Source organism: Achromobacter sp. UBA5777 (assembly GCF_002418565.1).
Lineage (GTDB): Bacteria > Pseudomonadota > Gammaproteobacteria > Burkholderiales > Burkholderiaceae_B > Achromobacter > Achromobacter animicus.
In genome coordinates, this window is the sequence record NZ_DIEJ01000016.1 from 1 (window position 1) to 25,020 (window position 25,020).

A 25,020-nucleotide genomic window follows, 5' to 3' on the forward strand; every position below is an offset into this window, starting at 1 on the left:
CCGGGCGCGCCGCCGCCGGCCACGGCCGCGACCACGCGCAGGTTGGTCGTGCGCATGTTGGCCAGTTCGATCTCGACGCGCGCCAGCCGCGCGGCAAAATCCGGGTCTTCGGTCAGCGGGCGGCCATGCCGTTTCTGGCGCGCGGCCACGGCCTTCAGGCGTTCCAGCGCGGCCGTGGACTGGCCCACGCCCGCGATGTTGGTGCGCTCATAGGTCAGCAGATACTTGGCGCACGTCCAGCCGCGGTTTTCCTCGCCCACCAGGTTTTCGACGGGCACGCGCACGTCCGAGAAGAACACCTCGTTGACTTCGTGCTCGCCGTCCAGCGTGATGATGGGGCGCACTTCGATGCCCGGGCTGTTCATGTCGATCAACAGAAAGCTGATGCCTTCCTGGCGCCGGCCTTCCTGCGAGGTCCGCACCAGGCAGAAGATCATGTTGGCGTACTGGCCCAGCGTGGTCCACGTCTTCTGGCCGTTGACCACGTAGCTGTCGCCGTCGCGCACGGCCGTGGTCTTCAGCGACGCCAGGTCCGAGCCTGCCCCGGGTTCGGAGTAGCCCTGGCACCACCAGTCCGAGCCGTCCAGGATGCGCGGCAGCCAGTAACGGCGCTGCGCCTCGGTGCCATACTTGATCAGCACGGGCCCCAGCATGCTCAGGCCGAACGGCACGATGCGCGGGGCGTTGGCCAGTGCGCATTCGTTGTCGAAAATGTACTTCTGCGCAGCCGTCCAGCCGGTGCCGCCGTATTCCTCGGGCCAATGCGTGGCCAGCCAGCCTTGCGCGTTCAGGATCGCGTGCCATTCGGCCATGTCGTCGCGCGTCAGCAGCTTGCCTTCGCCAACCTTGTCCGCCAGTCGCCGGGGCAGCCTGGCGTCCAGAAAGGCGCGCACTTCGTCGCGGAAGGCGATTTCTTCGGGGGTGAATTCCAGATCCATGCGGGTCTCTCAGTAGATTTCAAACAGGCCGGCCGCGCCCATGCCGCCGCCGATGCACATCGTGACGACGGCATAGCGGGCGCCGCGGCGGCGGCCTTCAATCAGGACATGGCCAGCCAGCCGCGCGCCGGTCACGCCGAAGGGGTGACCCAGCGCAATGGAACCGCCGTCCACGTTCAGGCGGTCCATGGGGATGCCCAGCTTTTCCTGGCAATACAGGGCCTGCGAGGCGAATGCCTCGTTCAGCTCCCACAGGTCGATGTCCTGCACTTTCAGGCCGTGGCGCGCGAGCAGCTTGGGCACCGCGTAGACCGGGCCGATGCCCATTTCGTCCGGCTCGCAGCCGGCGATGGCAAGGCCGCGGAACGCGCCTAGCGGACGGATGCCGGCGCGCTGCGCCTCGGCCGCTTCCATCAGTACGCAGGCGGCGGCGCCGTCCGACAACTGCGAGGCATTGCCCGCCGTGACGAATTGGCCTTCGCCGCGCACGGGCGCCAGGCCGGCCAGCGCCTCGTAAGTCGTGCCGGGACGGTTGCAGGTGTCCTTGTCCACCGTCACTTCGCGTTCGGTGACGGCGCCGGTGGCGCGGTCCGTGACGGACATGGTGGTGGTGACCGGAATGATTTCCTCGCGGTAGCGGCCTGCGGCCTGCGCCGCCTCGGTGCGCGCCTGGCTTTGCGCGGCAAAGCGGTCCTGCGCCTCGCGGCTGATGCCGTAGCGGGCAGCCACGATGTCGGCAGTCTCGATCATGGGCAGATAGAGTTCGGGCTTGTTGGCGACGATCCACGGGTCCATGCCGCTGACGCCATCGTCGCGGGTGCGGATTTGCGACACCAGCTCCACGCCGCCCGCAATCACGGCTGGTGCGCCGTCCATCACGATGCGGCTCGCGGCCGACGCGATCGCCTGCAGGCCGGATGCGCAATAGCGGTTGATGGTGGCGCCGCCGACGCTGACAGGCAGCTCCGCGCGGATCACGGCCTGGCGGCCGATGTTGCGGCCGGTCGCGCCTTCCGGATAGCCGCAGCCGATGAACGCGTCTTCGATCAGCGCGGGGTCGATGCCGGCGCGGTCCACGGCGGCGCGCACGGCGTGCGCGGCCAACGTGGGCCCGGCAATCAGGTTGAATTCGCCGCGCCCCGCCTTGGTGATGGGGGTGCGGGCAGTGGAAACGATGACGGCTTCACGCATGAGGGTTCCTAGGATGAATTCGGATCAGGCGGCGTTCAGGCTGCCGAAGGTGCGGCCGGACTCGGCCAGTTCCACGAGCAGCGGCGACGGCTTCCAGAACGCGGGGTCTTCCTTCGCAAAGCTGCGGATGTCGGCAAGAATGCTTTGCAGGCCCACGCTGTCGGCGTAGTGCATCGGGCCGCCGCGGTGGCGCGGAAAGCCATAGCCGGACAGGAACACGACGTCGATGTCGGACGGGCGCAGCGCGATCCCTTGGTGCAGCACGTTCGCCGCTTCGTTGACCATCGCAGCCAGATAGCGGCGCAGGATGTCTTCCTGCGTGAACGGGCGGGGTGTGACGCCGGCGCGGCGGCGTTCTTCGTCGATGATGGCCAGCACTTCCGGGTCGGGCGTGCCCTGGCGCGCCCCATCGGGGTACAGATAAAAGCCGCGGCCGGTCTTCTGACCAAACCAGCCGCGCTCGCAGAGGCGGTCAGGAATCTGCACGTAGCGCAGCGCCGGATCGCGCGTGGCGGCGCGGCGCTTGCGCGTCGCCCAGCCGATGTCTCCGCCGGCCAGATCGGCCATCTGGTACGGACCCATCGGATAGCCGAACGCGCGGACGGCGGCGTCGATGTCGTAAGGCGAGGCGCCGTCCTCCATCATCATGTCCGCCGCCTGGCGGTGCACGGCCAGAATGCGGTTGCCGATGAAGCCATCGCACACGCCCGCGCGCACGGGAATCTTGCGCAGCCGTCGCGCCAGCTCGAAGCCGGTGGCGACGGTGTCCGGCGCGGTGTGGCGGCCGACCACGATCTCCATGAGCTTCATGATGTTGGCCGGCGAGAAGAAGTGCAGCCCCAGCACGTCGGCCGGTCCGCGCGTCGCTTCGGCGATGCGGTCCACGTCCAGGTAAGAGGTATTGGTGGCCAGCACGGCGCCGGGCTTGGCGACGCGGTCCAGTTGCGCGAAGACCGCCTCCTTGACGGCCATGTCTTCGAACACGGCTTCGATGATGAGGTCGGCCTCGCCCAGCGCGTCATAGCTGGTGGCCCCGGTGTAGCGCGCCATGCGCGCTGCGCGTTCGTCGGCGCTGATCCGGCCTTTCTTGACCAGCAGGTCGTACACCTGCTCGACGCGCGCGCGGCCACGCGCCAGCGCGGCCTCGTCCTGTTCCACCATCACGACCGGCAGCCCCGCATCGAGCACGGCCACGGCAATGCCCGCGCCCATCGTGCCGCCGCCGACGATGCCCACGCGCTCAAGCCGCCGCGAGCGCGCTTCCTTCAGCTCGGGAATCTTGGCGGTTTCGCGTTCGGCAAAAAACGCGTGGACCAGCGCGGCGCGCTGCGGGCTGTCCAGGCATTGCAGGAAGAGCGCACGCTCGATGCGCAGGCCTTCGTCGAAGGGCTGCTCGATGGCTGCGCGCACCGCGTCGACGATTTTGGCGGGTGAGTACAGACCGCGGGTGGTAGCGGCGACGCGTTCGGCGGCGGCATCCACCACCGCCAGTTGCGCTTGCCGGTCTTCCAGGGCCTCGGCCGCGTCACGTGTGCGACGCGGGCCGGCGTTCAGCGCCAGCAGTTCGCGCGTGTAGGCCAGGCCTGCATCCAGCGGATCTTCTTCAAGGGACAGCGCGTCGACCAGCCCCGAAGCCAAGGCGGCCTCGGCGGGCAAATGTTTGCCGGTCAGCATCAGATCCAGCGCGGCCTGTGCGCCCATCAGGCGCGGCGCGCGCTGCGTGCCGCCCGCGCCGGGCAGGAGGCCCAGGTTCACTTCGGGCAGACCCAACTTGGCAGTAGGCAGCGCCACGCGATAGTGCGCCGCCAGGGCGATCTCCAGCCCGCCGCCCAGCGTTGCGCCGTGCAGCGCGGCGACGACCGGCTTGGCGCTGGCTTCGATCTGGTTGCACAGGTCGGGTAGCAGGGGCGGTTGCGGCGGCTTGCCGAACTCGCGGATGTCGGCGCCCGCGATGAAGTTCTTTCCGGCGCCCATCAGCAGAATCGCGCGGACCCGCGAATCGGTCTGCGCCTGGGCGATAGCTTCAGACACGTCACGGCGCACGGCGGCGCTCAGGGCATTCACAGGGGGATGGTCGATGACGATGACCAGGATGTCTTCGTAGCGGCGCGTCTGGGCCGCGCCGGTGCTTGCGCTGTCTGTCATGGACAGTGTCTCCAATGATGCTTCCTGCTCGCGCGCCGCGCCGGCATGCCGGTGCGCCGACGCCTTGCGCGAACGGAGCCTTGGCGGGCCAGGGGTGGCCCGTCTCTTATGGCTTTATTCTTTCGCAGCAAAGATGTCTTGACAATGACATCGATAATTGACACTCCGGACAAGAAAATTTGACAATGCACGGCAAGGAGCGCCGCCATGGACACCAAATCCCTTACCCTGCTCGTCGAAATCCTGGACGCGGGCAATCTCAGCGAGGCCGCGCGCCGCCTGAAGATGACGCGCGCCAACGTCAGCTATCACCTCAGCCAATTGGAGCGTTCGGTCGGCATGCAGCTGGTGCGGCGCACGACGCGGCGCGTGGAACCCACCGAGATCGGTCTGAAGCTGTACAAGCACGGGCGCAGCATCCAGGACGAACTGGCGGCAGCGCGCGAATCGATCGAAACACTGGGCAAGACACCCCAGGGCAAGGTGCGCCTGAGCGTGCCCAGCGGCTACGGGCAGTTCGTGATGACGCCATGGCTGCTTGAGTTCAAGAAAACCTATCCCGACATCGTGCTGGACGTGCTTTTTGAGAACAGCGTCGAGGACCTGCTGCGCGACGAAGTCGACATTGCCGTGCGCATCATGTCCGAACCGCCGCAGCATCTGGTCGCGCGTGAACTCGGCCAGGTCCGCTACGTGGCCTGTGCGTCCAGGGACTACGCGGAAAGCCGCGGGCTTCCCCAGCGGCCCGAAGACCTCGCCGGCACGCCCGTCATCAGCGCCGCCGTGATCGGCCGGCCGCTGCGCCTGTCGGCCTACTACGGCGGCCAGCCCCGCCAGCATGTCGTGCTGGAACCCACCGTCATTTCCCGCAACTATGCCTTCCTGCGCGACGCCATCCGCGCGGGGCTGGGCGTGGGCGTCGTGCCGGACTACGTAGTCCATGAGGACATCGCACGCGGCGAACTTGTGCCCGCGTTGACCGATTGGCGCTTGAGCATTTTTGGGCGTGGCATGTATATGCTTTACATGCCCAACCGCCACCATCCACGGGCGCTCGCGATGATCATCGAATTCATCCTGGAGCGGGCGCAGCGGCAGCACGATGGCGAGCCGGGCCTGCTGGCAATCGGCAGCGGCTGAACCCGCCAGGCACGCAACTTGCTGACGGCCTTCGCAAACCGGATGTGAGGGGAAAGATGGACAGCGCAACGCCAGTGGTCACTTCGCCGCAGAGGGAGGGCCCAGAACCCGTGGCGGCTGAGGCCGCCGAAAAAAAGACCGAACCGCCGGCCGAGAAGACCGATCCTTCTGAGGAAAAAGTCACGGCGCAGGACGCCGGCCTCATCAAGCCACCGTCACCCACGCCGCTCGTGCGCGTCAGCGGCTTCTGTCTGGTGACGCTGACCGTCCTTGCCGTGTTGTTCGGGCTGAAGGCGGGGCAGGAGTTCATCGTTCCGGTGGTCATGGCGATTGTGGTCGCCTATACGCTGGATCCCGTCGTCGCCTTGTTTGAACGGTACCGTGTGCCGCGGTGGCTGGGCACCATTCTCGTGATGTTGGCGATCGCAGTCGGGGTCGTGGGCGTGATCTACGTCACGCAGGACCAGGTCAGCGCCATGATCAACGCGCTGCCGGAAATATCGAGCAAGCTGTCGCGCACGCTGGGCGGCCTGCTGAGCGGCGACGGCTCCCTGATGGAAAAGTTGCGCAACGCAGCAAGCATCCTGCAGGAATCCGGCGCGCCCAAGCCCGGCGGGCGGGTCGTCGTCGCCAAGTCGGACGGCGGGCTGAGCGACATCCTGTTGTGGGGCTCCAAAGGGCTGGCGACTTTCGTCGGTCAGGCCACCATGTGCGTGTTTCTGGTGTTCTTCCTGCTGCTCTCGGGCAACGCCTTCAAGCGCAAGTTCGTGAAGATGGCAGGCAACACGCTGTCTCAGAAGAAGATCAGCGTGCACATGCTGGACCAGATCAACAGCTCGATCCACATGTACATGGCGATGATGCTGGTGACCAATGTGGCACTGGGGCTGTTGTCGTGGATCGCCTTTCGCTTGCTTGGGCTGGAAAATGCCGCGACGTGGGCGGTGGTGGCGGGGGCGCTGCACATCATTCCGTACTTCGGTCCGCTGCTGACGGCGGTGGGCACCGGTGTCGCGGGACTGGTGCAGTTCGGTGAACTCGGCCCCGCGCTGGCCATCTCCATGAGTTCCGTCGGGATCGCGTTGTTGATTGGCGTCGTCGTCACGACCTGGATGTCTGGCCGCATCGCGCGGATGAACGCCGTGGCCGTGTTCATCCTGCTGCTGCTTTTCACATGGCTGTGGGGCATCTGGGGAACGCTGCTGTCCGTGCCCATTGCCTTCATCGCGAAGGTGGTGGCCGATCATATCGAAGGGTTGGAGGCGTTGTCGGAGTTCCTGAGCGAGTAGGGCGGATGGCGGTGTCCGGGGGCAATGGCCGGGCCGCTTTCGATTGGTATGCTCGGGGCTTGCATCACCGGATCCTTCATGACCGACACTTCCCAAACCCAACGAATCGCTGGCGCGCACACTGCGCTGGATGCCGATGCCCGGCGCGCGCAATTGCGCCGCATGAAGATCGGGGCGCTGGCGCTGCTGGTCGCCATGGTCAGCGGCTTCATCACCAGTCATGTCATGGGCGGGCAGGGCGCGTGGGCCTGGGTGCGGGCGTTTTGCGAGGCGGCCACCGTTGGCGCGTTGGCCGACTGGTTCGCCGTGGTTGCGCTCTTCCGGCGGCCGATGGGCCTGCCCATTCCGCATACCGCCATCATCCCCAGCAACAAAGACCGCATCGGCGACAGCCTGGCGATCTTCGTGCGCGATCACTTCCTGGACCCCGACACCCTCATTGAAAAGAGGCGTGTCTTCGATCCCGCCGCGCGGCTGAGCCGCTGGCTGGCCCGGCCCGCGCAGGCGCACGCCCTGAGCGATGGGGCGCGCCGCGTGGCGCTGCAGACGCTGGACCTGCTGGACGATCGGGCCGTGCGCGGTGTCATCCAGGAATTCGTCGTCAGCAATCTGCGCCGTTGGGATGCGGCGGGCACCGCCGGCGAGGTGTTGGGCTTGTTGACCCGCGACGGGCGGCACCAGGAGCTGCTGGACGCCGCGATGGAACGCCTGGGCGGCTACCTGGCCGAGGAAGACGTCAAGGAGCGCGCCTCGACCCTGCTTGTGAAGTTCGCCCGCAAGGAATGGCCGCGCATCATCGCCGCGGTGGACGTGGTCAAGTCCGTCGACAACATCGCCGACAACCTGGCCGACCGCCTGGCGCGCGCCCTGGTCGAAGAACTGCGCGACGTGCTGTCCGAGCCCGACCACCCCGTGCGCCGCGACTACGAGGCGTGGGTGATGAACTACATCGAACGCCTGAAGACGGATCCGGCGCTGGCCAGCCAGGTCGAAGCGCTGAAGCAGCGCGCCATTGACCACCCCAAGGTCCAGGAATACGTTCAGGGCCTGTGGGACGACATCCATGCGGCGCTGCGGCGCGACCTGGCGGACGAACATTCCGCGCTGGCCGCGCATCTGGAAAGCGCGCTGCTGGCGCTGGCCCGCAAGCTGGGCGAAGACCCCGGCCTGCGCGACGCCATCAACAACCACATCCTGGGCGGCGCGCGGCGCCTGACCGGACGGCTGCGTGTTGGCGTCACCGAGCACATTTCGCGCACCGTCAAGAACTGGGACGAGCGTCATCTGGTCGACGAACTGGAACTCAGTGTGGGGCGCGATCTGCAATACATCCGCTTCAACGGCACGCTGGTGGGCGGCCTGATCGGCGTGCTGCTGCATGCGGTGGTCCTGATCGTGAACGGCTAAGCATGGTCTTCGGCCTTTTCCCACACCGTGTCACAACCTTGTATCAGGAACGAAGTTTTCTGGCGGACCGCCCGGCCCCGGTGCTATCTTCATCTGCGCCGCCGGCTGCGCGAGGCGCGCCTTGCACCGATGGCCGCCCGCAGCTTGCGGGCATCTTTCCAGGAGGCAATTCATGAAGAAATTCTCGATGCTTGTCACGGCGCTGGCATTGGCGGGCGCATCCAGCGCGGCGCTGGCCGAAGACGTCTCGATGTCGTTCCTGACGCCCGATGGCGTCGGCAAGAGCGCCGGCACCATCACCCTGAAAGACACCAAGGAAGGGCTGCAATTCACGCCCCACCTTAAAGGCCTGCCGCCCGGCGAGCGCGGCTTTCATGTGCACGAGAAAGGCTCGTGCGAGCCCGGGCCGGTAAGCGGCAAGACCGCGCCGGGCGGCGGCGCGGGCGGGCACCTGGATCCCAAGGGCACCAAGGCGCACAAGGGACCGATGGCTACCGATGGGCATCAGGGCGACCTGCCGTTCCTCACCGTCGCGGCCGATGGCAGCGCGACGAAAACCGTGCTTGCGCCGCACCTGAAGCTGGCTGACGTGAAGGGCCGGGCGTTGATGATCCACGCTGGCGGCGACAACTACAGCGACAAGCCCGAGCCGCTGGGCGGTGGAGGCGGACGTATCGTTTGCGGCGTCGTCAAATAGGGGGAGTGCGCCGGCGGGCGCTTTCCTCAAGCCGTGCCGTTGCGGCCGTACTGCCGGTAGCCGTCGCGCTGCGCCAACCGGTCGTAGTACGCCGCCACGGCGGGCAGCGCCGGCTTGGCGAACGGCGTCTCGAACCAGCGGTTTACGGACAGCCCCACCGGAATGTCGGCCAGCGTGAACCCACCGCCGGCCACATAAGCGCCGGTGGCGGCCAGCCGCTGGTCCAGAATCCCCATGAACCGGGCCCATTCGCGGCACGACGCCGCGATGGCGGCCTCGTCCCGGTACGCGGGCGACTGCCGCGCCAATGCCATGAAGGCGTAGCTCCACGACCGGTTCAGGTCGGTTGCCTGCCAATCCATCCACTGGTCCACCTGCGCCCGCAGCTTCGGCTCGGCCGGATACAGGTGGTGCCCCTGATACTGGCCCGCCAGATAGCGGATGATGGTGTTCGACTCCCACAGCACGAAGTCGCCATCCTGGATTACGGGCACCATGGCATTCGGATTGCGCGCCAGGAACTCCGGTTCCGATGTGGCTCTGAAACCGCTGCCCCAGTCTTCGCGATCAAACGGCAGATTCAGTTCAGCGCATGTCCACAGCACTTTGCGCACGTTGATGGACGAGGCTTTTCCCAATATTTTCAGCATGTTGGCTACCGCGGGCGGGGCGTTTTTCGGATTCGGAGGTCGTCGCAGTCTAGCGGGCCGGGGAACGTGCCGCCATATACAGATTCGGGTGCTGGCAAGCAGAACAGATGCCGCGGGAACGGCACGTGACGGACAAGACCAGATTGCCGCTATCCACGCGCTCCTATATTGCCGATACCGTTGCGCTGATCCTGTTCTTTACGACGACAGGCATCATCAACGAGCGGTGGATCGCGGGAATGACCTGGGAGCAGGTGTTCCACGCGCGGCTGATCGGCGGTGCGCTGATGATTCCGGTAGGTAGGCCTTACGGTCTGTGGCGCGACTGGATAATGCGGCGCGCGAAGGACACGCGCGCGTCCCGGCTGCTTTGGGACAGCGTGGCGCTGATGAGTTTCCAAGTACCCATTTATGCCGCGATCATCGCGATCAGCGGCGCATCGGGCGACGGCCTGGTGCGTGGCGTATTGGGCGCAGCCGTGATGATGCTGGTATTGGGCCGGCCATATGGCGCGTTCCTGAATGCGATCAGGCGCGTGTTCGGTCTGCCGCCGGGCGGCGCGCGGCCGATGTCGCTTAACGAGTAAGCCGTGCGCTTGGGCCTGTCGTGATTGCCGCTCGATGAGTCCCCGGACTTGAAGTGTGCCGGGTACTCGTCGAGCGGCGGTGGTATTGAATCCGCGACGCGGGTATTACATCGTCGGTTGCGGAATCGGCGTTTCCGCCGGCATCGAGCCCGTCATGCGCGCCGGGCAACCCGACAGACCCCACTTTGTCACGATGCCCTTTTCGATCATGAACTTCTCGACGCACACGTGATAAGCCGAAATCGGGCCCCAGATCTCTTCGTACGAAATAATTCTTGCACCGCTTTCAAGCGTGTAGCTCTTCTTGGGCGGTCCCCACTTGGAAACCAGTTGCTCTTCGGTGCTGCCTACCCATGCTGCATTAACGTCGTTGTAGGTCTTGTTCCGCTTGCCGGTAATCATGCTCATCTGCGCGGAAGTGCAACCCGCGAGCAGCGCAGGCAAAACCACAAGCAGTGCAATTTTTCTCATTTTGATTGTTACCCCGAAGATCGACGATTGGGACTGAGGCGCCTGAACGCGGCACGTTGTTGCTTGACGTTGTGCCTGCATGTCTCACGCACGGCGGCTGCCGCGCGGTGAGGAGGCTGGCCTCGCTTTTTCATGATTTTTGAGGCGCCAATGTATCAGATAGGTACACGGGCGACCGGTAACAATCCTGACGGTTTGTATGGCCTGCAGGCGCGGCCACGTTTGTGGCGCGCGGGGCGTTCAGCGCATGCCGTTTTGCCAATTGCCCTCAACAGCGCCCACGCGACCCGAAATTCTTTCGGTGTATGCTTGCCGCCAAAATGCACTGTGCCGGTGCATGAAACTCTGTCTGCACACCATGACCAAGGCCTTGTTAGTCGAAGACGATGCGAAGCTGGCGCGCCTGATCGCGCAGTTTCTGGAACAGCACGGATTCAATGTTGTTCAGGCGTATCGCGGTGATCATGCGGTGGATGCGTTTCGTCGTCACGAGCCGGCCATCACCATTCTGGATCTGATGCTGCCTGGCCGGGACGGCCTGCAGGTCTGCCGGGATCTGCGGGCGTTCTCGGCTTCGCCGATCCTGATGCTGACTGCCCGCGAAGACGACGTGGATCAAATCCTGGGTCTGGAATCCGGCGCAGACGATTACGTCATCAAGCCTGTGGAACCGCGTGTTCTGCTGGCGCGGATCCGCGCCTTGATGCGTCGTCACAACCAGGCTGAAATGCAGCCCGAACTCCTGGTGTTCGGACCGTTGTCGATCGACCGTCAGACCCGCGCGGTCGTGCTGGCAGGCGCAGAGGTCGACCTGACGACGCTGGAATTTGAAATGTTGTGGGCGTTGGCTAGCCAGGCTGGCCAGGTGCTGACGCACGACGATCTGCTCAACGCCGTGCGCGGTATCGAGTTCAACGGGCTCGATCGCACCGTGGACGTGTGCATCAGCAAATTGCGCCGCAAGCTGGACGACGATCCGCGTGACCCGGCGCGCATCAAGACCATCTGGGGCAAGGGCTACCTGTTCTCGCCCAAGGTCCACGAGCTGGGCAATGCTTAGGTTCGTCCTGCGCATCTTCGTGGTGCTGGCCGTCGGGTTCGTGCTGTCGAACGAGGTGGTGGACCGGGCGGCGAACTATCTCTTTGAGTCCGAGACAACCAACTACACGCGTGAAGCCGTGCGCGGTCAGCTGCACAGCCTGAAGCAGGAGCTGGCCCATGTGCCGCCCGAGGCGCGCCCCGACTACGTGCGCAATACGTTGGCGCCCCATTACGGCTTGGCGTTGCAGGTCCTGAATCCGGCCGACTACAACGCGGCGGAATTTGCGCTGACCGATGTGGAACGCCGCACCATCGACGCCGGCGGATTCTTCCTGCGCGACGACCAGATGAGCTTCGTGGCCGGCATACCCGGTCCGGGCGCGCAGTGGCTGATGGTCAAGCTGCCGCCCGAGCCGCTGGTCGGCACGTGGGTGATCGTCGCAATCTACGCCGCCCTGGGCGTGATGTTGTGTGGATTCATGCTGGTGTGGGCGCTGCCGGTCTGGCGCGATCTGGAAGCGCTGAAGACCGCCGCGCAGCGGATGGGACAGGGCGACCTGCGCGTGCGCGCCGAATTGTCGCGGTTTTCCAGCATCCGCGGGCTAGGCGACACGTTCAACCAGATGGCCGATCGCATCAGTGCGCTGATCAGCAATCAGCGCGAGCTGACCAACGCGGTGTCGCACGAACTGCGAACACCCATCGCCCGGTTGTCGTTTGAACTGGACATGATCGAGCAAGAGGCCGACCCCGCTGCGCGCAAGCGTCTTGTCGAGGAAATGAAGAACGATGTTGCCGAGCTGGACAGCATGGCATCAGAGTTGCTGATGTACGCCCGCCTGGAACACAAGCGCGACGACATCCCGCTACAGCCCCAGGATGCGCGCGGCTGGCTCGATTCCGTTGTGCAGCACGCATCGTTTGAGGCTGAGCGGGCGCGTGTGCATTGCGAAGTGACGCACTGTGAGGCGGGCGAAGTCCGGCTGCATCCGCGATACATGACGCGCGCGTTGCTCAACCTGCTGCAGAATGCCATCCGGCATGCCGGCGGGAACGTTCAGGTGGGACTGGCCAGTCCAGCGCCACTGAGTTACGTGCTGACGGTGGATGACGACGGACCCGGCGTGCCGCCTGCGGATCGTGAGCGTGTTTTCGATCCCTTCATCCGGCTCGACGAGAGCCGCGCGCGCGGCACCGGGGGAACGGGGCTGGGATTGGCTATCGTGCGCCGTGTGGCCCGATGGCACAACGGCGAGGCGCTGGTGTCCGACAGTCCGCTGGGCGGCGCCCGCTTCGTTATCCGTTGGCAAGCCGCCTGACTTGACCTGCCGCGCGCACAACGCACGCGCAAAGATCTTCACAAACTCCCTACAAAGCAGGAAGGATCGCGCGGCGGCGCATCGATAGCATCTCGGCATTTCTCTTTCACGGGTTGCCGTCATCCATGTTCTCGCTTGCCCGCCTGATTGCCCTCGGATCGCTCTTCGTCGCTGTGGGCGGTTGCCAGGGGTTGCCACCCGACGCGCCCGCGACGATCCAGAAAGGGGACTATGCGGCGGTGGTCGACTACCTGACCGAGCGCATCCCTTACGAAATGGGCGTGTCCAAGGTTCCCGGCCTCTCCATTGCGGTCGTGGACGATCAGCGCATCGTCTGGAGCACGGGTTTCGGGTACGCGGATACGTCACGGCATCGGCGGGCGACCGGCGACACGCTGTACCGCGTGGGCGCCATCAGCAAGGTCGTCACCGCGTCGGCGGTGCTACGCGCCGCGGACGACGGCTTGCTGTCGCTGGACCGGCCGGCTGACGACGCCTTGACATACGGGCGCCTCGAGCCGCGCCGCAACGCCGCGCAGTGGATGGATGCTGCGCCCTTCACCGCCCGCACGCTTCTGCGCGTGTATCCGGCCACGCTGGAGGACACGATGGGCCGAGCCCGGGCCGACATGGCGTATGCCCTGCTGGGCGACATGGTGGCGCATGCGGCACAAGAACCTCTTGACGCGTACGTGAGGCGCACCGTTCTTCGACCCCTGAACATGCCGCGCGCGGGATTTCATCTGCACGAGCGCATGAAGGGGCAGCGGGCGGCCGGCTACCGGCGCGGCCAGCCGTGGGCGGAAGCGCCACAGCCGAACGCGGCGGCAGATGGCCTGTGGATGAGCGCTTCGGAGATGGCGCGCTTTTCCAGCATGTTGTTCGGGCAAGGCAGAGCCGGCGCCGGATCCGGGGCAGGACGGGTGCTGTCCGAGCGATCCGCGCAGACGTTGCTGGGTTTGGAAACGGTGGCGGTCAGCAGCTTGGATCTGGATTGCCGACTTGCCTTGACATGGCTGGCCGTGCCCTGCGGCGACGAATTGGTGAGCGCGGCGTCGCTACGTGACCACAGCGGTGCGACGGAAGCATTCCACTCGCGGTGGCTATTGGCCCCCCAGGAGACTTGCCGTGATGGTCATGAGCAATGCGGATGCGGGCGAGGCGCTGGTTGGCATGGTTGCGACGCTGACAATGCGCCTGATGCGCCAGGCCAGGCATGGCACGTAGTCGCCGCCCGGGGCGGCTAGCGCAATGCGCCGCGGACAACTTGTGAAGTTGTTTAAAGGGCCGTGCAAGCTTCTTCACAATTGTTCAAAGGACGCCGGAATGATGCCGGCCACCTGCCGATACATTGCCCGCCAGCGGCCGACCGGCCGCGTGATAAGCATGGAGGCCGCAGGTGTCGGAAATCGTTGTGTATGTCAGAAGCAAGCCGCAGCTTGGCGACCAGATCGTCGCCATGCCGACGCTGTATCAGCTCAAGACATGGTGGCCGTCGCGCCGGATAAAGGTGGTGGCGCCTGACGATGTGGGCAGCTTCTACCGGGCGTTGCCCTGGGTCGATGAGTTCGAGCGCGCGGCTACGTTTTTCGACTATCTGCGCAGTCTGAGAAAAGAAACGCGCATGTCCGTCAGCCTGCATCACAGCAGCGAGCGCTTCGGCGTGGTCAACCTGCTGCGCCCGCCGTCGATCCGGTTGGGGTTCCGCAACGCCCGGATCAGCGACCTGGCCTGGACGCATTGCCACCGCAAAGACGTCACGGAATACATCGGCCAGGCCAATCTGCGCGTCCTGGCCGCATATCGGCCGTTCGACCTGGAGGGCGCGACGCGCGCGTGCTTTCATATGCTCGCCCGTCAGCACGTGCACTCGGTGCGGGGCGCCGATGTGGTGATGATTCCCGGGGGCGGCGCGGGCGCTTTCAAGCGGTGGAGCCTTGCAAACTACGTGAGGCTGGCCGACAGGCTGAAACCGCTGCTGGGCGCCGGCGCCCGCTTTTTGTTCGTGCTTGGGCAGCAGGAAAGCGCCGAGCGGGATGCCCTGCAGGCGATGCAGCGGTCCGACTTTTCCATTGCCTATTGCCGGCCCATTTCGGAATTAAGCGCCATCATGTTGCGCGCGCGCCTGGTGGTGGCCAATGACTGCGGTCCCTCGCATATCGCGCAGGGCGCTTGTGTGCCCTATGTCGGCATCTTCAATGAGGCGAATCCCGAGTGGTTCTGGCAACGGCCCGGATCGGCGTTCGTCGTCCCGCGACACCCCCAGAGCGGCATCAATTCGATCACGCCTGGTGAGGTGCTTCCTGCCTGCCTGGATGTACTGGATCATCATGCGCATTCTGCATACGCTCGCTGAGCGCAGCCTCGGCGGCCTGGAGTTCCGCACGCTGGAGCAGGCAAGCTGGCTGCACGACCGTGGCTACGACGTCGCGATCGCCTCGCCGTCGGACAGTGCCGTCAGCCACGCCGCGCGCGAGCGCAAGCTGACGACCGTGGACATCGATTTCAATCCCGCGTACTCGATCCGGACCGTCCTGGCGCTTCGCCGCGCCATCCGAACCCTTCGCATTGAGGTCATCGACAGTCACAGCCGTGCCGACGCGAAGACCGCCGCGCTCTGCCGTGATCTGTGCGCCGTCGTCCGGACGCGTCACTTCGCCAAACCCATGCGTTCCTCCCTGCGCCGGCGGCTGGAATGGGCGATCGGCTGCGATCACGTCATCGCAACCAGCGAAGTCGGCAAACAGGAGCTCCTGGCGGCCCGGTTGGCCGCTGAAGACAGGATCAGCGTCGTCGGGGAGTGGGCCGCGGACAAGTTCTTTTCGCCCAATGATGGGCTCGATGCCAGCCTGCACATCCGACGCGCCCTAGGGGTGCCCACGCCCAGAGCCGCTTACGTCGTCGCCACCATCGGGATGTTGCGGCCAGAAAAAGGGCAGGCTGACCTGCTTCACGTCGTGCAACGCCTGCGCATCCGAGGGGTGCCGGCGGTGGCGCTCGTCGTCGGCATGGCGACCGCTCGCACGCAACCCTATGCCTATGCGCTTTACCGTCTGGCGATCGAGCTTGGCATTTCGGACTATGTGGTGTTTGCCGGTCACCGCATCGATGTGCCTGACATGATCCGTGCGGCGGATGTCGTGCTGGTCCCATCCGCAACGGAAGCCTGGTCGCGTATCGTGCCCGAGTCGTTCGCCGCATCCCGGCCAGTCGTTGCCAGCGATGTGGGCGGCTTGCCGGAGATTGTCGTACCCGGTCAGACAGGCTGGCTGGCCGCGCCCGGCGATATCGCGGGCTATGCCGACTGCATCATGCAGATTCGAAGCCGGCCATGGCGTACCCACACCATCGTCGCCAATGCGCGGGCGTTCGCAGATACGCGCCTGCGCCTGGGCGAACAGATGCTACGCACACTCGCGGCGTATCGCCGGGCCCTGGGCGCCAGCTCGCCGTCTGACGGCCGCAAGTGTGGGGAGGCGTCTGCATGAATGTGGTCGACGCACCCTGCAAGGTGGCGGGAGGTGGGCCGGTGGGGCGCGCGCGGCCCGCCGATGGCCCGATCCCGGCGTACGGTGAAACGCCGCAGCCTTTGGAAGCCATGGCTGGCGGCCATCTGCTGGCGGGCCATGGCGAGCACGGACGCACGGGCATCCTTCTGATTCACCGCGTGGGCGGCCTGCCAAGCGAGCTGCACGAGCTGGCGAGCGGCCTGAATCGTCACGGCTATACGGTGCTCGTGGTCAAGCTGGCGGGGCACTGTGGCGCTGCGCAGGATCTGGCGGGCGCAGAGTGGCTGGATTGGTTGGCCAGCGTGCGGCGTGGCGCGGATGTGCTGGCGAGCCGGGTTGAACGCGTGATCGTCGGCGGCGTTTCCACGGGGGCCGTGCTGGCGCTCGCCCTAGCGCAGGAACGTCCGTTTCACGTGGCCGGCGTCCTGGCGCTGTCGCCCGTGTTTCATCATGACGGCCGGACGGTTCCGCAACGGGTGAGGGTGGCATTACGGCTGCTCGTCGCGAGGGCACTGGGCATAGGCCGGCATCGGGCGCTGCAGCGTCGGGAGCGCGCGGCGGGCTTGCCGCGCATCCCCTGGTGGTCGCTTGCCGAGATGCGCAAACTGTCGGCCTCGGTATCGCGCCACTTGCACGTGCTGCGCGCTCCCTGCCTTGTCATTCATGCGCGGCAGGATGACGTGGCGCCCGTATCGAACGCGTTCAAGATTTTGAAGGGGGCGCGCAACACGAATGTGCAGCTGCAGTTGCTGACAGATCGCCGTCACGTGGTCACGATGGGCCGCGGGTGCGGGGATGTGGTCTCGCGGGTGGCGGCGTTTGTCAGCAACACGTCCCTTAACCCTTCGCCGCCGGCAAAGCCTTCAGCAACGCTTCGTTGAACCGCTTTGGATCCTGCACCTGCGGCGAATGGCCAAGCTCCGGCCACGTGACGAGCTTTGCATTCGGAATGGCCTTTGCCGCCTTCGGCCCCAGCTCAGGATAGTTGCCGAGCTGTTTTGCCACCTCGGGCGCCGCGGCGTCCTTGCCGGGGGCGGTATTGTCCTTTTCCCCGATGAGCAGCGTGGTGGGCACGGCGATCTGGCCGAACTCGTGCACGACGGGCTGCGTGTAGAGCATGTCGTAGGTCAGCGCCTGGTTCCACGCAACGCGTTCGCGACCTTCGCCTTGCAGCATGCCTGCCGCCATCAAGACCCACTTGTCGTAGTCGTCGCGCCATTGGCCGGCGTAGTAGGTGCCCAGCTGGTACTTCTTCATGCCTTCGAAGTTGGCTTTGAGCTCGCGCTGATACCACTCGTCGATGCTGCGGTAGGGCACGCCTTTCTGTTTCCAGTCTTCCAGGCCGATGGGGTTCACCAGCACCAGGGCGTCGGTCTGCGGGCCGTACATCAGCGCGTAGCGCGCGGCGAGCATGCCGCCCATGGAGTGGCCGACGATGCTGGCGCGGTCGATTTTCAAGTGATCGAGCAGGGCGTGCGTGTTGGCCGCCAGTTGATGAAACGAAAACTGGTAGGCCTGCGGCTTGTCGGATTTGCAGAAGCCGATCTGGTCGGGCACGACGACGCGGTATCCGGCTTGGCTCAGGGCGGCGATGCTGGCGTCCCAGGTGGCGCCGCAGAAATTTTTGCCGTGCATGAGCACGACGGTCTTGCCATTGGGCTTGGCGGCGGCCACGTCCATGTAGGCCATCGAGAGTTTCTGGCCTTGCGTGTCTAGCGCCAGCCGCTTGACCTCGTGCGGATACTCAAAGCGCTCCAGGTTAGGACCGTAGTCCGGCACCTTGGGGGCGTCTGCCGCGATGGCGCTGCCGGCAAGCGCCACGCCCGCGCAGAGCGCGCTCAGCCGGAGATGTTGGGATCGTGTCATTCATGTGACTCCTGTTATGACGCCGGCCCGCTGCCGGCGCTGTACAACAGGGACAGCAAAAATGGGGCCTGGGTTCCGCAGGCGGTGAATGTAAAGGGCAGGCGCCAAGCGGCGGCAGTCGTCAAACGCCTGCTTGCTCCGCGCGCAGCGGCGGTCCAACGCGCACACGCAACGTCAGGCCGATCTGCGGGATCAGGATGGGTGATTCTTGTTTGGTGGAAGGAATGAACTCGAAGGCCATCGTCATTCTCCCTGCGTCGCGGGGGCGGCGGACAGTGCCGGCAGCAGGCCGCCGGTGCCTGGCGGGTAATGCGACGCTGCATATTGTCTGGCCTTGGCCTGGAAATAGGCTTCGACCCACTTGAAACGCTCGCCGTCCTTGGCAAGTCCGACGGTGTTTGCAATGGCGGCGAGGCTGATGGTGTGTCCGCCCGCGCCCCAGTTGCCTTCCGAAACTTCCTCGATGATGACCAATGCGCCGCTGCCGTCTTCGCGCGTGGCGCCCAGGCTTTCCATCATGGCTGCGTGCACCGACGCGTGGACCTCGGACTTGTGCTGCTGGCTCATGTAGCCTTCCGGAATGCTGACGCGGGCGAGCAGGCGGCCGTGGGTGCGGATGGGCGTGTCGTCGATCTTACCGCCAACCCACCAGTCTTCGGCGGGCACTTCGGTGAACAGCACGGACGCGAAAGCTAAACCGCCCGGGGTGCGGGCGCCGCCTTCCATCGTCAGCAGCACTTCCGTCAGCCGCTTGCCCATTTCGTTCTTGCTGGCGGGGTCGAGCATCCCCTTTGCGTAATACAGTTGAATCACTGGCATGACATTTCTCCTCGCATCCCCAAAACCGGGGGCAAGCGGCGGGTGAATTCAAGCGCCGCTTGCAACGCAGGTTGATCTGAACGGCGTTACTGGATGGTTTCAATAATGAGGAGATCGGCGCCTTCACCGTCCGTCTGAATCGTGATGGGGCGGTCGCCCCACACGCCTCGGCTATCGCGGCGCGCCAGCGTGATGCCATCGACGCTGGCCTCTCCGTCCAGCATGAACACATACACGCCATGACGGTTTGATTTGGGCGCGTATTGCAGATGCATTGCCTGATCGGCCACCAACCTTGAAACGGATACGTCCTGGCTGATTCGCAAGGCGCCGTCGGCGTTGCCCACCAGTTGCGTAAGCTGATTGCGGCGTGTGCTCGCATCGAAATGGCTGCGCGTATAGGAAGGCGGCGTCAGCAGGCGGTCGGGCAAGAGCCACAGATACAGCACTTGCATATCGGTGCTGGCCAGATTCAATTCGGAGTGCTTGCCGCCGGAGCCGGCAGAGAAGGCGTAGAAGTCGTTCGGTCCGAGTTGGTCGATGTTGCCCACCGTGTTCACGTGCGTCAGCGTGCCCGCCAGGACGAACGCGCAAATGATGAAGTCGTGGTGGCGGTGCATGTTGTAGCCGCTACCGGCGCCGCTGAATACTTCCTCGCCAAAAACGCGTATCCGGCCGAATCCAGGGATGCCGCTTTGGTAAGCGCCAAAGTTGAAGCTGGAATGGCGGGTCACCATGCCTTCGGGGTGGCCGGCGATATAGCTGGACGCTTCGCCCGTCGACAGAAATTTTTCAAAGCCGCGGTCGTGCGCGCGCAGCACAAAGTCTTTGTTCATGATGAGTTCTCGGCAGGCGTTCAGACGAGGGCGTGCGCGGCGGCTTCGGCGCTGGCGTACGGAAGTTCGACCATTTCGAACCGGCTCTTTGGGGTGCCGCAGTCGGGGCAGACCCAATCGTGGGGGATGTCGGCCCATCGGGTTCCTGGCGCAATGCCGTGTTCGGGCAGCCCCAGGGCTTCGTCGTACAGAAAGCCACAGCCAAGGCAGACGTGGCGCTTCAAAGGTTCATCCATAGATGTCTCCATTGGGCCAATTCGCCTCGGCCCGGGGCGAGCGCATCAGGTAGCGCGTGACGCATTTATATAGCGCGTCACGCGCTACTGCAAGGGATTTGATATAGTGACGGTTCGATTTTTCCGGGGGATCTCGATGGAAAGCGTCACCAATTTGCGGGAAACGGTGCTGGCGCAACTGCGCTCCCGCATCGTGTCGGGCGAAGCGGCACCGGGCACCATTTATTCCGTGCCGGCAGTGGCGACCGAGATGGGCATGTCGACGACCCCCGTGCGTGAGGCGTTGCTGGAACTGAGCCGTACGGGTCTGGTGTCGCCGCTGCGCAATCGGGGGTTCCGTGTGGAAGCGGCCACGCCCAAGGACCTCGAGAACCATTTTGACGTGCGCATCATGCTCGAATCGGGGGCGCTCGTCGCAATTGCGCGGGCGGGTCTCACCGACGCGGCGCCGCTGATTGAGCTGGCCGATGCGGTTGCCGCCGCCGTCAAGGCAGGCAATGTCGCCGATTACATCGAAACGGACCGCCGGTTCCATGAAGCGTTGGTGTCGCGCGCGAACAATCCGCTGCTGACACGAATGATCATGGACCTGAGAGCCGACATGCGGCTGTATGGAATCAATTCGCCGGAGGGTCTGGAGCGGCAGCGCGCGTCCGTCTCGGAGCACTACGAAATGATCGAGTTGGCGCAAACGCGGCAGACCGAGGCAATTGCCGCGTTGATCACCCGGCATATCGAATCCTGGAAGCCGCTGCTGACGGCCGCGCTGCAGGACGTGGCGGCGGGGAGCGCGAGGGCATTCGCCTGATCAGCGCCAGGCGCCGCGGGCGAGGCGGCTGGCGGGACGCATTCCCCCGCAGCCTCACGTCCCATAGAGATTGGTCAACGATGCCTTGACGAACCCCCCATCCACCACGAGATCCTGTCCATTCACATACGAAGACGCATCGCTGGCAAGAAACGCGACGGCGCCGCCAATGTCCGCCGGCAGCCCGATCCGCCGTGCAGGAATGCTCGCGATGCGCTTGTGCAGCACACCTTCATTTCGATAGTGCGGTTCCGACAGTGGCGTGCGTATCATGCCCGGGCTGATGGAATTCGCGCGTATGCCTAGCGGTCCCCATTCCACGGCCATCTGGCGCGTCAGCGCCTGCAACGCCGCCTTGGTCGTGCCGTACGCCCCGAGCCGGGTGGGCGTCTGGGCCGAGATCGATGACACATTGATGATGCTGCCGCCCTGTTGATCCCGCATCAGCGGAAACACGGCCTGCGCGCATAGCAACGCGCCGCGCAGATTGATGCGGAAGATGCGGTCCCACAGGTCAAGCGGGAGCGTCTCCAGTCCCACCGGCGCCGCGCTGACGGCGGCGTTGTTGACCAGTATGTCGCAACGCGCGAATCGTGTTCGCACCTGGTTGGCCATTTCTGCAACCGAGGCGGAATCGGAGATATCACAACGCACGTTCAGGCCGCGATCGGCATCCGAGCCGGCAGGGCATGCGTTGACATCCACCTGGACGACGGCGGCGCCCATCGCATGCAGGTGCTCGCAAATGGCGAGACCGATTCCGCCGGCCGCGCCGGTTACCACCGCCACGCGGTCCTTCAAGGCATCGGAGGCAAAAGGAAGTTTGAAAGACGTGTCCATGAGCGCGACCTATTTGTTCTTCAGGTCAGCCACTTTCGCCAACCCCTGCCAGATGACGGCGTCGCGTTTGATGGATGCTGCGAATTCCTTTGCAGACATGTCCGCCGGCACGATCATGTTCTGGCCTTCGATTTTCTCCCGCACGTCCGGCGTGTGCTGCGCGCGATAGATCTCGGCGTTGAGCTTGTCGATGATGTCGGTCGGCGTGCCGGCGGGGGCGAAGACGCCGTACCAGCCGTCCGCCTCAAATTTGTAGCCTTGTTCCCCCAGCGTCGGGACGTCCATCGACGCGGGCCAGCGCCTTGATCCGGTCTGGCCCAGGGCGACCAGCTTGCCGCTGCGCATGTGGGGAATGGGCGAGGCGATGTCCATGAAGCCGACGCTGATGTTGTTGGCGATCAGGTCGGTGCTTTCGGTAACCAACTGCTTGTAGGGCACGTGCGGCATGTCCAGGCCATAGTGCGCCTTGATGCCTTCCATGGCCAGGTTGCCCGACGAGCCGGTGCCCCACGAACCATAGGCGAGTTTGCCGGGATTGGCCTTGGCGTACGCGACCATGTCGGCCAGGTTCTTGAAGCCGGTGGTCGGATTGGCGACCAGCAGGATTCCGGCGGCCCCGACCTGGGCGATAGGGAGCAGGTCATTTTCCGGATCGTACGGCAGCGAGGGAAGCACGACTGGATTGAGCAGGATGGCGGAGGAGGGGGCGAACAGCAGGGTGTAGCCGTCGGGCGCCGCCTTTGCCACCGTGTCGCACGCAATCATGCCGTTGGCGCCGGGCTTGGCTTCCACGACCACCGGCTGGTTCAGCGCCTTGGCAAGCGGCGCGGCGATCAGGCGCGCGAAGATGTCGCCGCCCGCGCCGGACGAGCCGGCGACGACAAGCCGGACCGGGCGCTCCGGCCAGCCGCCTTGGGCAGCAAAAGCGTTCACACCCAGGCCCATCAGCATGCCGCCGAGCAGGATGGCGCGTCGTGTGGGTAAAGGATGGGTCATTGCAGCGTCTCCAGAATTTTTGATTTATTGGAGCTTTCAAATTCTAGGTAGCCGGACCGGATTGGCTATAGCTGAAACCGCAGTTCAGAACTGCGCGAAACGAAGAAATCGCGGCCACCGTTGTCGGCAACGGCGATGACGCAGTGCTGCGTTTTTTGCAGGAGAGTTCTTCAGGATGGTGGCTGAATCAACGGATGGGTGCTCTATACACTTTTTGTGGGTCAACGATAAAGAGCCAGCCATGCCTTTCACGCTTCGCCGCCGGTCGCAGCTTCGCCTGCCGCTTCTTCAGACGTTTCGTCTGTCGATTCGCCCGCCATTTCGATTGCTGTTGGGTAGCGCGGCGCTGACGGCACTATGTTCGTTTTCCGCCGCGGCGCAAACAGACTATCCGACGAAACCGGTGCGGCTCGTGGTGCCGTATCCGCCGGGCGCGGCGACCGATGCGATCTCGCGCGCGTTCGCCCAGCAGTTGGGAACGATCATGGGTCAGCCCGTGGTCGTCGAAAACCGGCCTGGCGCGGGTTCGGCGATCGGCATCACGGCGGTGAAAGGCCGGCCCGCCGACGGGTACACGCTGTTGGTCCATGCCGAAGGGTTCTACAGCGCGAAACTGACGACGCCGGGCGCGGCCTACGCGTTTTCGGATTTCGAGATTCTTGCGCCCTTGGGTCAGAGCAGTTATGCCTTCATCGTGCCAGCCGACAGGGGCTGGAATCGCCTCGAAGACCTGAAGGAGGCAAAGCGCGAATTGGATATCGGCATCGCGGACCTGGGTGTGGGCACTTATTCCACGCTGGCGGCGCGGCTGGCATCAGGCCTTCAGACGCAGTACCGTCCCATTCCCTTCAAAGGCGGCGCGGAAGGCCTGACGTCGATCCTGGGCGGGCAGATCGACGGCTACTTCACCACGATCGGCACCACGCAGAACGTCAAGGACAATCCTCACGTCAAGGTGTTGGCGTATACCGGGCGGCCAGGAAGCACCTCGCATCTGCCCGGCGTGAAGACGTTCGCAGAACTCGGCGTGCCGGACATGGTGTTTCACAGCAGCTACAGCGTGGCCGTGCGGACGGGCATCCCTGAACCGGTGAGAGACAGGCTGGCAGGATTCGTCAGGCAGGCGGTTGCGTCTGAAGAAATGAATAAGGCGCGCCGCGATCTGTACCTGGACGAATACAGCGGGAGTCTGGACGAGTACAAGCAAGAGCTTCTGGGCCTGGCTGCGGAATTCGAAGCCAGCGCGCGGGCCCGCAAGGCGGAATGATTTCAGGAGGCCACGGCTTCCGGTTGCTGGCGCAAGCGCAGTACCGGAGATGTAAACAGCACGGCGAACTGGATGAAGAACCCCGCCGTCGACACCCAAAGACACGCTTCCACCCCAAACCGCGCCGCCAGCGTCGCGCCGATCAACGCGCCGATCGGCCGCGCGCCGAAGTTGGCGGTCACGATGACGGACGACACTCGGCCCAGCAGGGCGTTGGGCGTCACCGATTGACGCAGCGTGGTGGTGGTGATGGTCCACAGGATCGGCCCGGCGCCGAATAGAAAGAACCCCACCGCCGCCCATGCGCCTGACGGATAGACCAGCGTCGACAGGAGGATGAAGCTGGCCAGCAAGGCGGACAGTGGCCCCGCGCCAATCATCGCGCCGAACGAGAAGCGGCGGGCGAGCCACGGGGCGGCCAGCGCGCCGGCCAGCATGCCCGCGCCGTAGACACCTAACGTAATCCCGACGCCCGCAGCGGACAGGCCGAGGCGGTCGACGGCGTAGGCGACGTAGATCGCCAGCAGGACGAACCAGGCGGTGTTGAAAAAGAGGGCGGTCAGGAGGACCGGACGCAGCAGGGGATGGGTGGCGACGAAGGCGGCGCCCTCGCGCAATTCTGTGAGCGGATGACGGCGTTGGGCCGTCTTCGGCGCGTCTTGCGGCAGGCCTGCCAGAAAGACTGCGGCCAGCAGCGACAGTGTGGTCGCGAGCACATAGGCGGTGGAGGCGCCCATCCACCCGACGAGCGCGCCGCCCGCCGCGGGGCCGGCCGAGAACGCGGCGCTGCGCGCCAGCTCCAGCCAGCGATTGGCATTGGACAGCTCGGCGGGCGGAACGAGCTTGGGCACCAGCGCAGGCGCCGCGACGTTGTAGGCGACGGTGCCGACCGCCCCGACGAAGCCCAGCGCCGCCAACCATGTCAGGCTGAGGCCGCCCGACCACAACAGCGCCAGCAGCGCGATCAG

At 65.1% G+C, this 25,020-nt stretch carries 25 protein-coding genes; 13 read left to right on the plus strand and 12 right to left on the minus strand.

The window, feature by feature from the left end; translation table 11 throughout:
* The 3 genes from B3446_RS00765 to B3446_RS00775 all read right to left on the minus strand — a co-directional run.
* Positions 1 to 938, minus strand: a 938-nt coding sequence (locus tag B3446_RS00765; RefSeq protein WP_291376637.1) for an acyl-CoA dehydrogenase family protein, incomplete at its 3' end; no start/stop codon positions are given.
* Between the two features lie 9 nt (positions 939 to 947).
* Positions 948 to 2,129 carry an acetyl-CoA C-acyltransferase gene (locus B3446_RS00770; RefSeq protein ID WP_105239242.1) on the minus strand — a complete coding sequence of 394 codons (1,182 nt, stop codon included), beginning with the start codon at positions 2,127 to 2,129 and terminating at the stop codon, positions 948 to 950.
* A gap of 24 nt (positions 2,130 to 2,153) precedes the next feature.
* Positions 2,154 to 4,274 carry a 3-hydroxyacyl-CoA dehydrogenase NAD-binding domain-containing protein gene (locus B3446_RS00775; protein ID WP_291376639.1) on the minus strand — a complete coding sequence of 707 codons (2,121 nt, stop codon included), beginning with the start codon at positions 4,272 to 4,274 and terminating at the stop codon, positions 2,154 to 2,156.
* Positions 4,275 to 4,481: 207 nt separating this feature from the next.
* Here B3446_RS00775 and B3446_RS00780 point away from each other — a divergent pair, with 207 nt between their 5' ends.
* The 4 genes from B3446_RS00780 (at position 4,482) to sodC (ending at position 8,807) form a co-directional block, all read left to right on the plus strand.
* Positions 4,482 to 5,414 (plus strand): LysR family transcriptional regulator, encoded by a 933-nt coding sequence (locus B3446_RS00780; protein WP_191575401.1) that lies wholly within the window; start codon positions 4,482 to 4,484, stop codon positions 5,412 to 5,414.
* A gap of 110 nt (positions 5,415 to 5,524) precedes the next feature.
* Positions 5,525 to 6,703 carry an AI-2E family transporter gene (locus B3446_RS00785; protein ID WP_291376641.1) on the plus strand — a complete coding sequence of 393 codons (1,179 nt, stop codon included), beginning with the start codon at positions 5,525 to 5,527 and terminating at the stop codon, positions 6,701 to 6,703.
* 78 nt (positions 6,704 to 6,781) lie between these two features.
* Complete coding sequence (locus B3446_RS00790; RefSeq protein WP_291376643.1) at positions 6,782 to 8,110, plus strand: DUF445 domain-containing protein; 1,329 nt, start codon at positions 6,782 to 6,784, stop codon at positions 8,108 to 8,110.
* 172 nt (positions 8,111 to 8,282) lie between these two features.
* Positions 8,283 to 8,807, plus strand: coding sequence for a superoxide dismutase family protein (gene sodC / locus B3446_RS00795; RefSeq protein WP_105239237.1), 525 nt, complete (start codon positions 8,283 to 8,285; stop codon positions 8,805 to 8,807).
* A gap of 26 nt (positions 8,808 to 8,833) precedes the next feature.
* On the opposite strand, the gene B3446_RS00800 is transcribed toward sodC, so the two are convergent.
* Positions 8,834 to 9,457 carry a glutathione S-transferase family protein gene (locus B3446_RS00800; RefSeq protein ID WP_291376647.1) on the minus strand — a complete coding sequence of 208 codons (624 nt, stop codon included), beginning with the start codon at positions 9,455 to 9,457 and terminating at the stop codon, positions 8,834 to 8,836.
* A 125-nt stretch (positions 9,458 to 9,582) separates the two neighbouring features.
* Between B3446_RS00800 and alaE the strand changes: the two genes are divergently transcribed.
* Positions 9,583 to 10,044: an L-alanine exporter AlaE gene (gene alaE, locus B3446_RS00805; protein WP_291376649.1), complete on the plus strand. Its 462-nt coding sequence runs from the start codon at positions 9,583 to 9,585 to the stop codon at positions 10,042 to 10,044.
* Between the two features lie 105 nt (positions 10,045 to 10,149).
* On the opposite strand, the gene B3446_RS00810 is transcribed toward alaE, so the two are convergent.
* Complete coding sequence (locus tag B3446_RS00810; protein WP_291376651.1) at positions 10,150 to 10,596, minus strand: hypothetical protein; 447 nt, start codon at positions 10,594 to 10,596, stop codon at positions 10,150 to 10,152.
* A 277-nt stretch (positions 10,597 to 10,873) separates the two neighbouring features.
* Between B3446_RS00810 and B3446_RS00815 the strand changes: the two genes are divergently transcribed.
* From B3446_RS00815 to B3446_RS00840, 6 genes are all read left to right on the plus strand, one after another.
* Positions 10,874 to 11,575 carry a response regulator gene (locus B3446_RS00815; RefSeq protein ID WP_291376675.1) on the plus strand — a complete coding sequence of 234 codons (702 nt, stop codon included), beginning with the start codon at positions 10,874 to 10,876 and terminating at the stop codon, positions 11,573 to 11,575.
* Positions 11,568 to 12,875 (plus strand): ATP-binding protein, encoded by a 1,308-nt coding sequence (locus B3446_RS00820; RefSeq protein WP_291376653.1) that lies wholly within the window; start codon positions 11,568 to 11,570, stop codon positions 12,873 to 12,875. Before B3446_RS00815 ends, B3446_RS00820 begins: the two co-directional genes overlap by 8 nt.
* A 125-nt stretch (positions 12,876 to 13,000) precedes the next feature.
* Positions 13,001 to 14,122, plus strand: coding sequence for a serine hydrolase domain-containing protein (locus tag B3446_RS00825; RefSeq protein WP_291376655.1), 1,122 nt, complete (start codon positions 13,001 to 13,003; stop codon positions 14,120 to 14,122).
* 212 nt (positions 14,123 to 14,334) lie between these two features.
* Positions 14,335 to 15,231 (plus strand): glycosyltransferase family 9 protein, encoded by an 897-nt coding sequence (locus B3446_RS00830; RefSeq protein WP_313492618.1) that lies wholly within the window; start codon positions 14,335 to 14,337, stop codon positions 15,229 to 15,231.
* Positions 15,191 to 16,363: a glycosyltransferase family 4 protein gene (locus tag B3446_RS00835; protein ID WP_291376657.1), complete on the plus strand. Its 1,173-nt coding sequence runs from the start codon at positions 15,191 to 15,193 to the stop codon at positions 16,361 to 16,363. The genes B3446_RS00830 and B3446_RS00835 overlap by 41 nt, the downstream gene beginning before the upstream one ends.
* Entirely contained in the window at positions 16,360 to 17,265 is a 906-nt protein-coding gene (locus tag B3446_RS00840; RefSeq protein ID WP_291376659.1) for an alpha/beta hydrolase, read from the plus strand. Before B3446_RS00835 ends, B3446_RS00840 begins: the two co-directional genes overlap by 4 nt.
* Here the strand turns inward: B3446_RS00840 and B3446_RS00845 are convergent.
* The 4 genes from B3446_RS00845 to B3446_RS00860 form a co-directional block, all read right to left on the minus strand.
* On the minus strand, positions 17,222 to 18,250 hold the full coding sequence (locus B3446_RS00845) for an alpha/beta fold hydrolase (RefSeq protein WP_291376661.1): 1,029 nt from the start codon (positions 18,248 to 18,250) through the stop codon (positions 17,222 to 17,224). The two genes, B3446_RS00840 and B3446_RS00845, sit on opposite strands and share 44 nt — an antisense overlap.
* A 243-nt stretch (positions 18,251 to 18,493) precedes the next feature.
* Entirely contained in the window at positions 18,494 to 19,069 is a 576-nt protein-coding gene (locus B3446_RS00850; RefSeq protein ID WP_291376662.1) for a tautomerase family protein, read from the minus strand.
* Between the two features lie 86 nt (positions 19,070 to 19,155).
* Positions 19,156 to 19,905, minus strand: a complete 750-nt coding sequence (locus B3446_RS00855) for a pirin family protein (protein ID WP_291376664.1) — start codon at positions 19,903 to 19,905, stop codon at positions 19,156 to 19,158.
* 20 nt (positions 19,906 to 19,925) lie between these two features.
* Positions 19,926 to 20,141: a rubredoxin gene (locus B3446_RS00860; RefSeq protein WP_175121243.1), complete on the minus strand. Its 216-nt coding sequence runs from the start codon at positions 20,139 to 20,141 to the stop codon at positions 19,926 to 19,928.
* Between the two features lie 136 nt (positions 20,142 to 20,277).
* On the opposite strand from B3446_RS00860, the gene B3446_RS00865 reads away from it, so the two are divergent.
* Positions 20,278 to 20,949, plus strand: coding sequence for a GntR family transcriptional regulator (locus tag B3446_RS00865; protein WP_291376667.1), 672 nt, complete (start codon positions 20,278 to 20,280; stop codon positions 20,947 to 20,949).
* Positions 20,950 to 21,003: 54 nt separating this feature from the next.
* Here B3446_RS00865 and B3446_RS00870 read toward each other — a convergent pair whose 3' ends face one another.
* The gene (locus tag B3446_RS00870; RefSeq protein ID WP_313492623.1) at positions 21,004 to 21,750 is read right to left on the minus strand and encodes an SDR family oxidoreductase; all 747 of its coding nucleotides are present in this window, start codon (positions 21,748 to 21,750) and stop codon (positions 21,004 to 21,006) included.
* Positions 21,751 to 21,798: 48 nt separating this feature from the next.
* Positions 21,799 to 22,785 (minus strand): Bug family tripartite tricarboxylate transporter substrate binding protein, encoded by a 987-nt coding sequence (locus B3446_RS00875; RefSeq protein ID WP_191575387.1) that lies wholly within the window; start codon positions 22,783 to 22,785, stop codon positions 21,799 to 21,801.
* A gap of 241 nt (positions 22,786 to 23,026) precedes the next feature.
* Here B3446_RS00875 and B3446_RS00880 point away from each other — a divergent pair, with 241 nt between their 5' ends.
* Positions 23,027 to 24,052, plus strand: coding sequence for a Bug family tripartite tricarboxylate transporter substrate binding protein (locus B3446_RS00880; RefSeq protein WP_291376672.1), 1,026 nt, complete (start codon positions 23,027 to 23,029; stop codon positions 24,050 to 24,052).
* A gap of 2 nt (positions 24,053 to 24,054) precedes the next feature.
* Here B3446_RS00880 and B3446_RS00885 read toward each other — a convergent pair.
* Positions 24,055 to 25,020, minus strand: a 966-nt coding sequence (locus B3446_RS00885; RefSeq protein ID WP_291376673.1) for an MFS transporter, incomplete at its 5' end; no start/stop codon positions are given.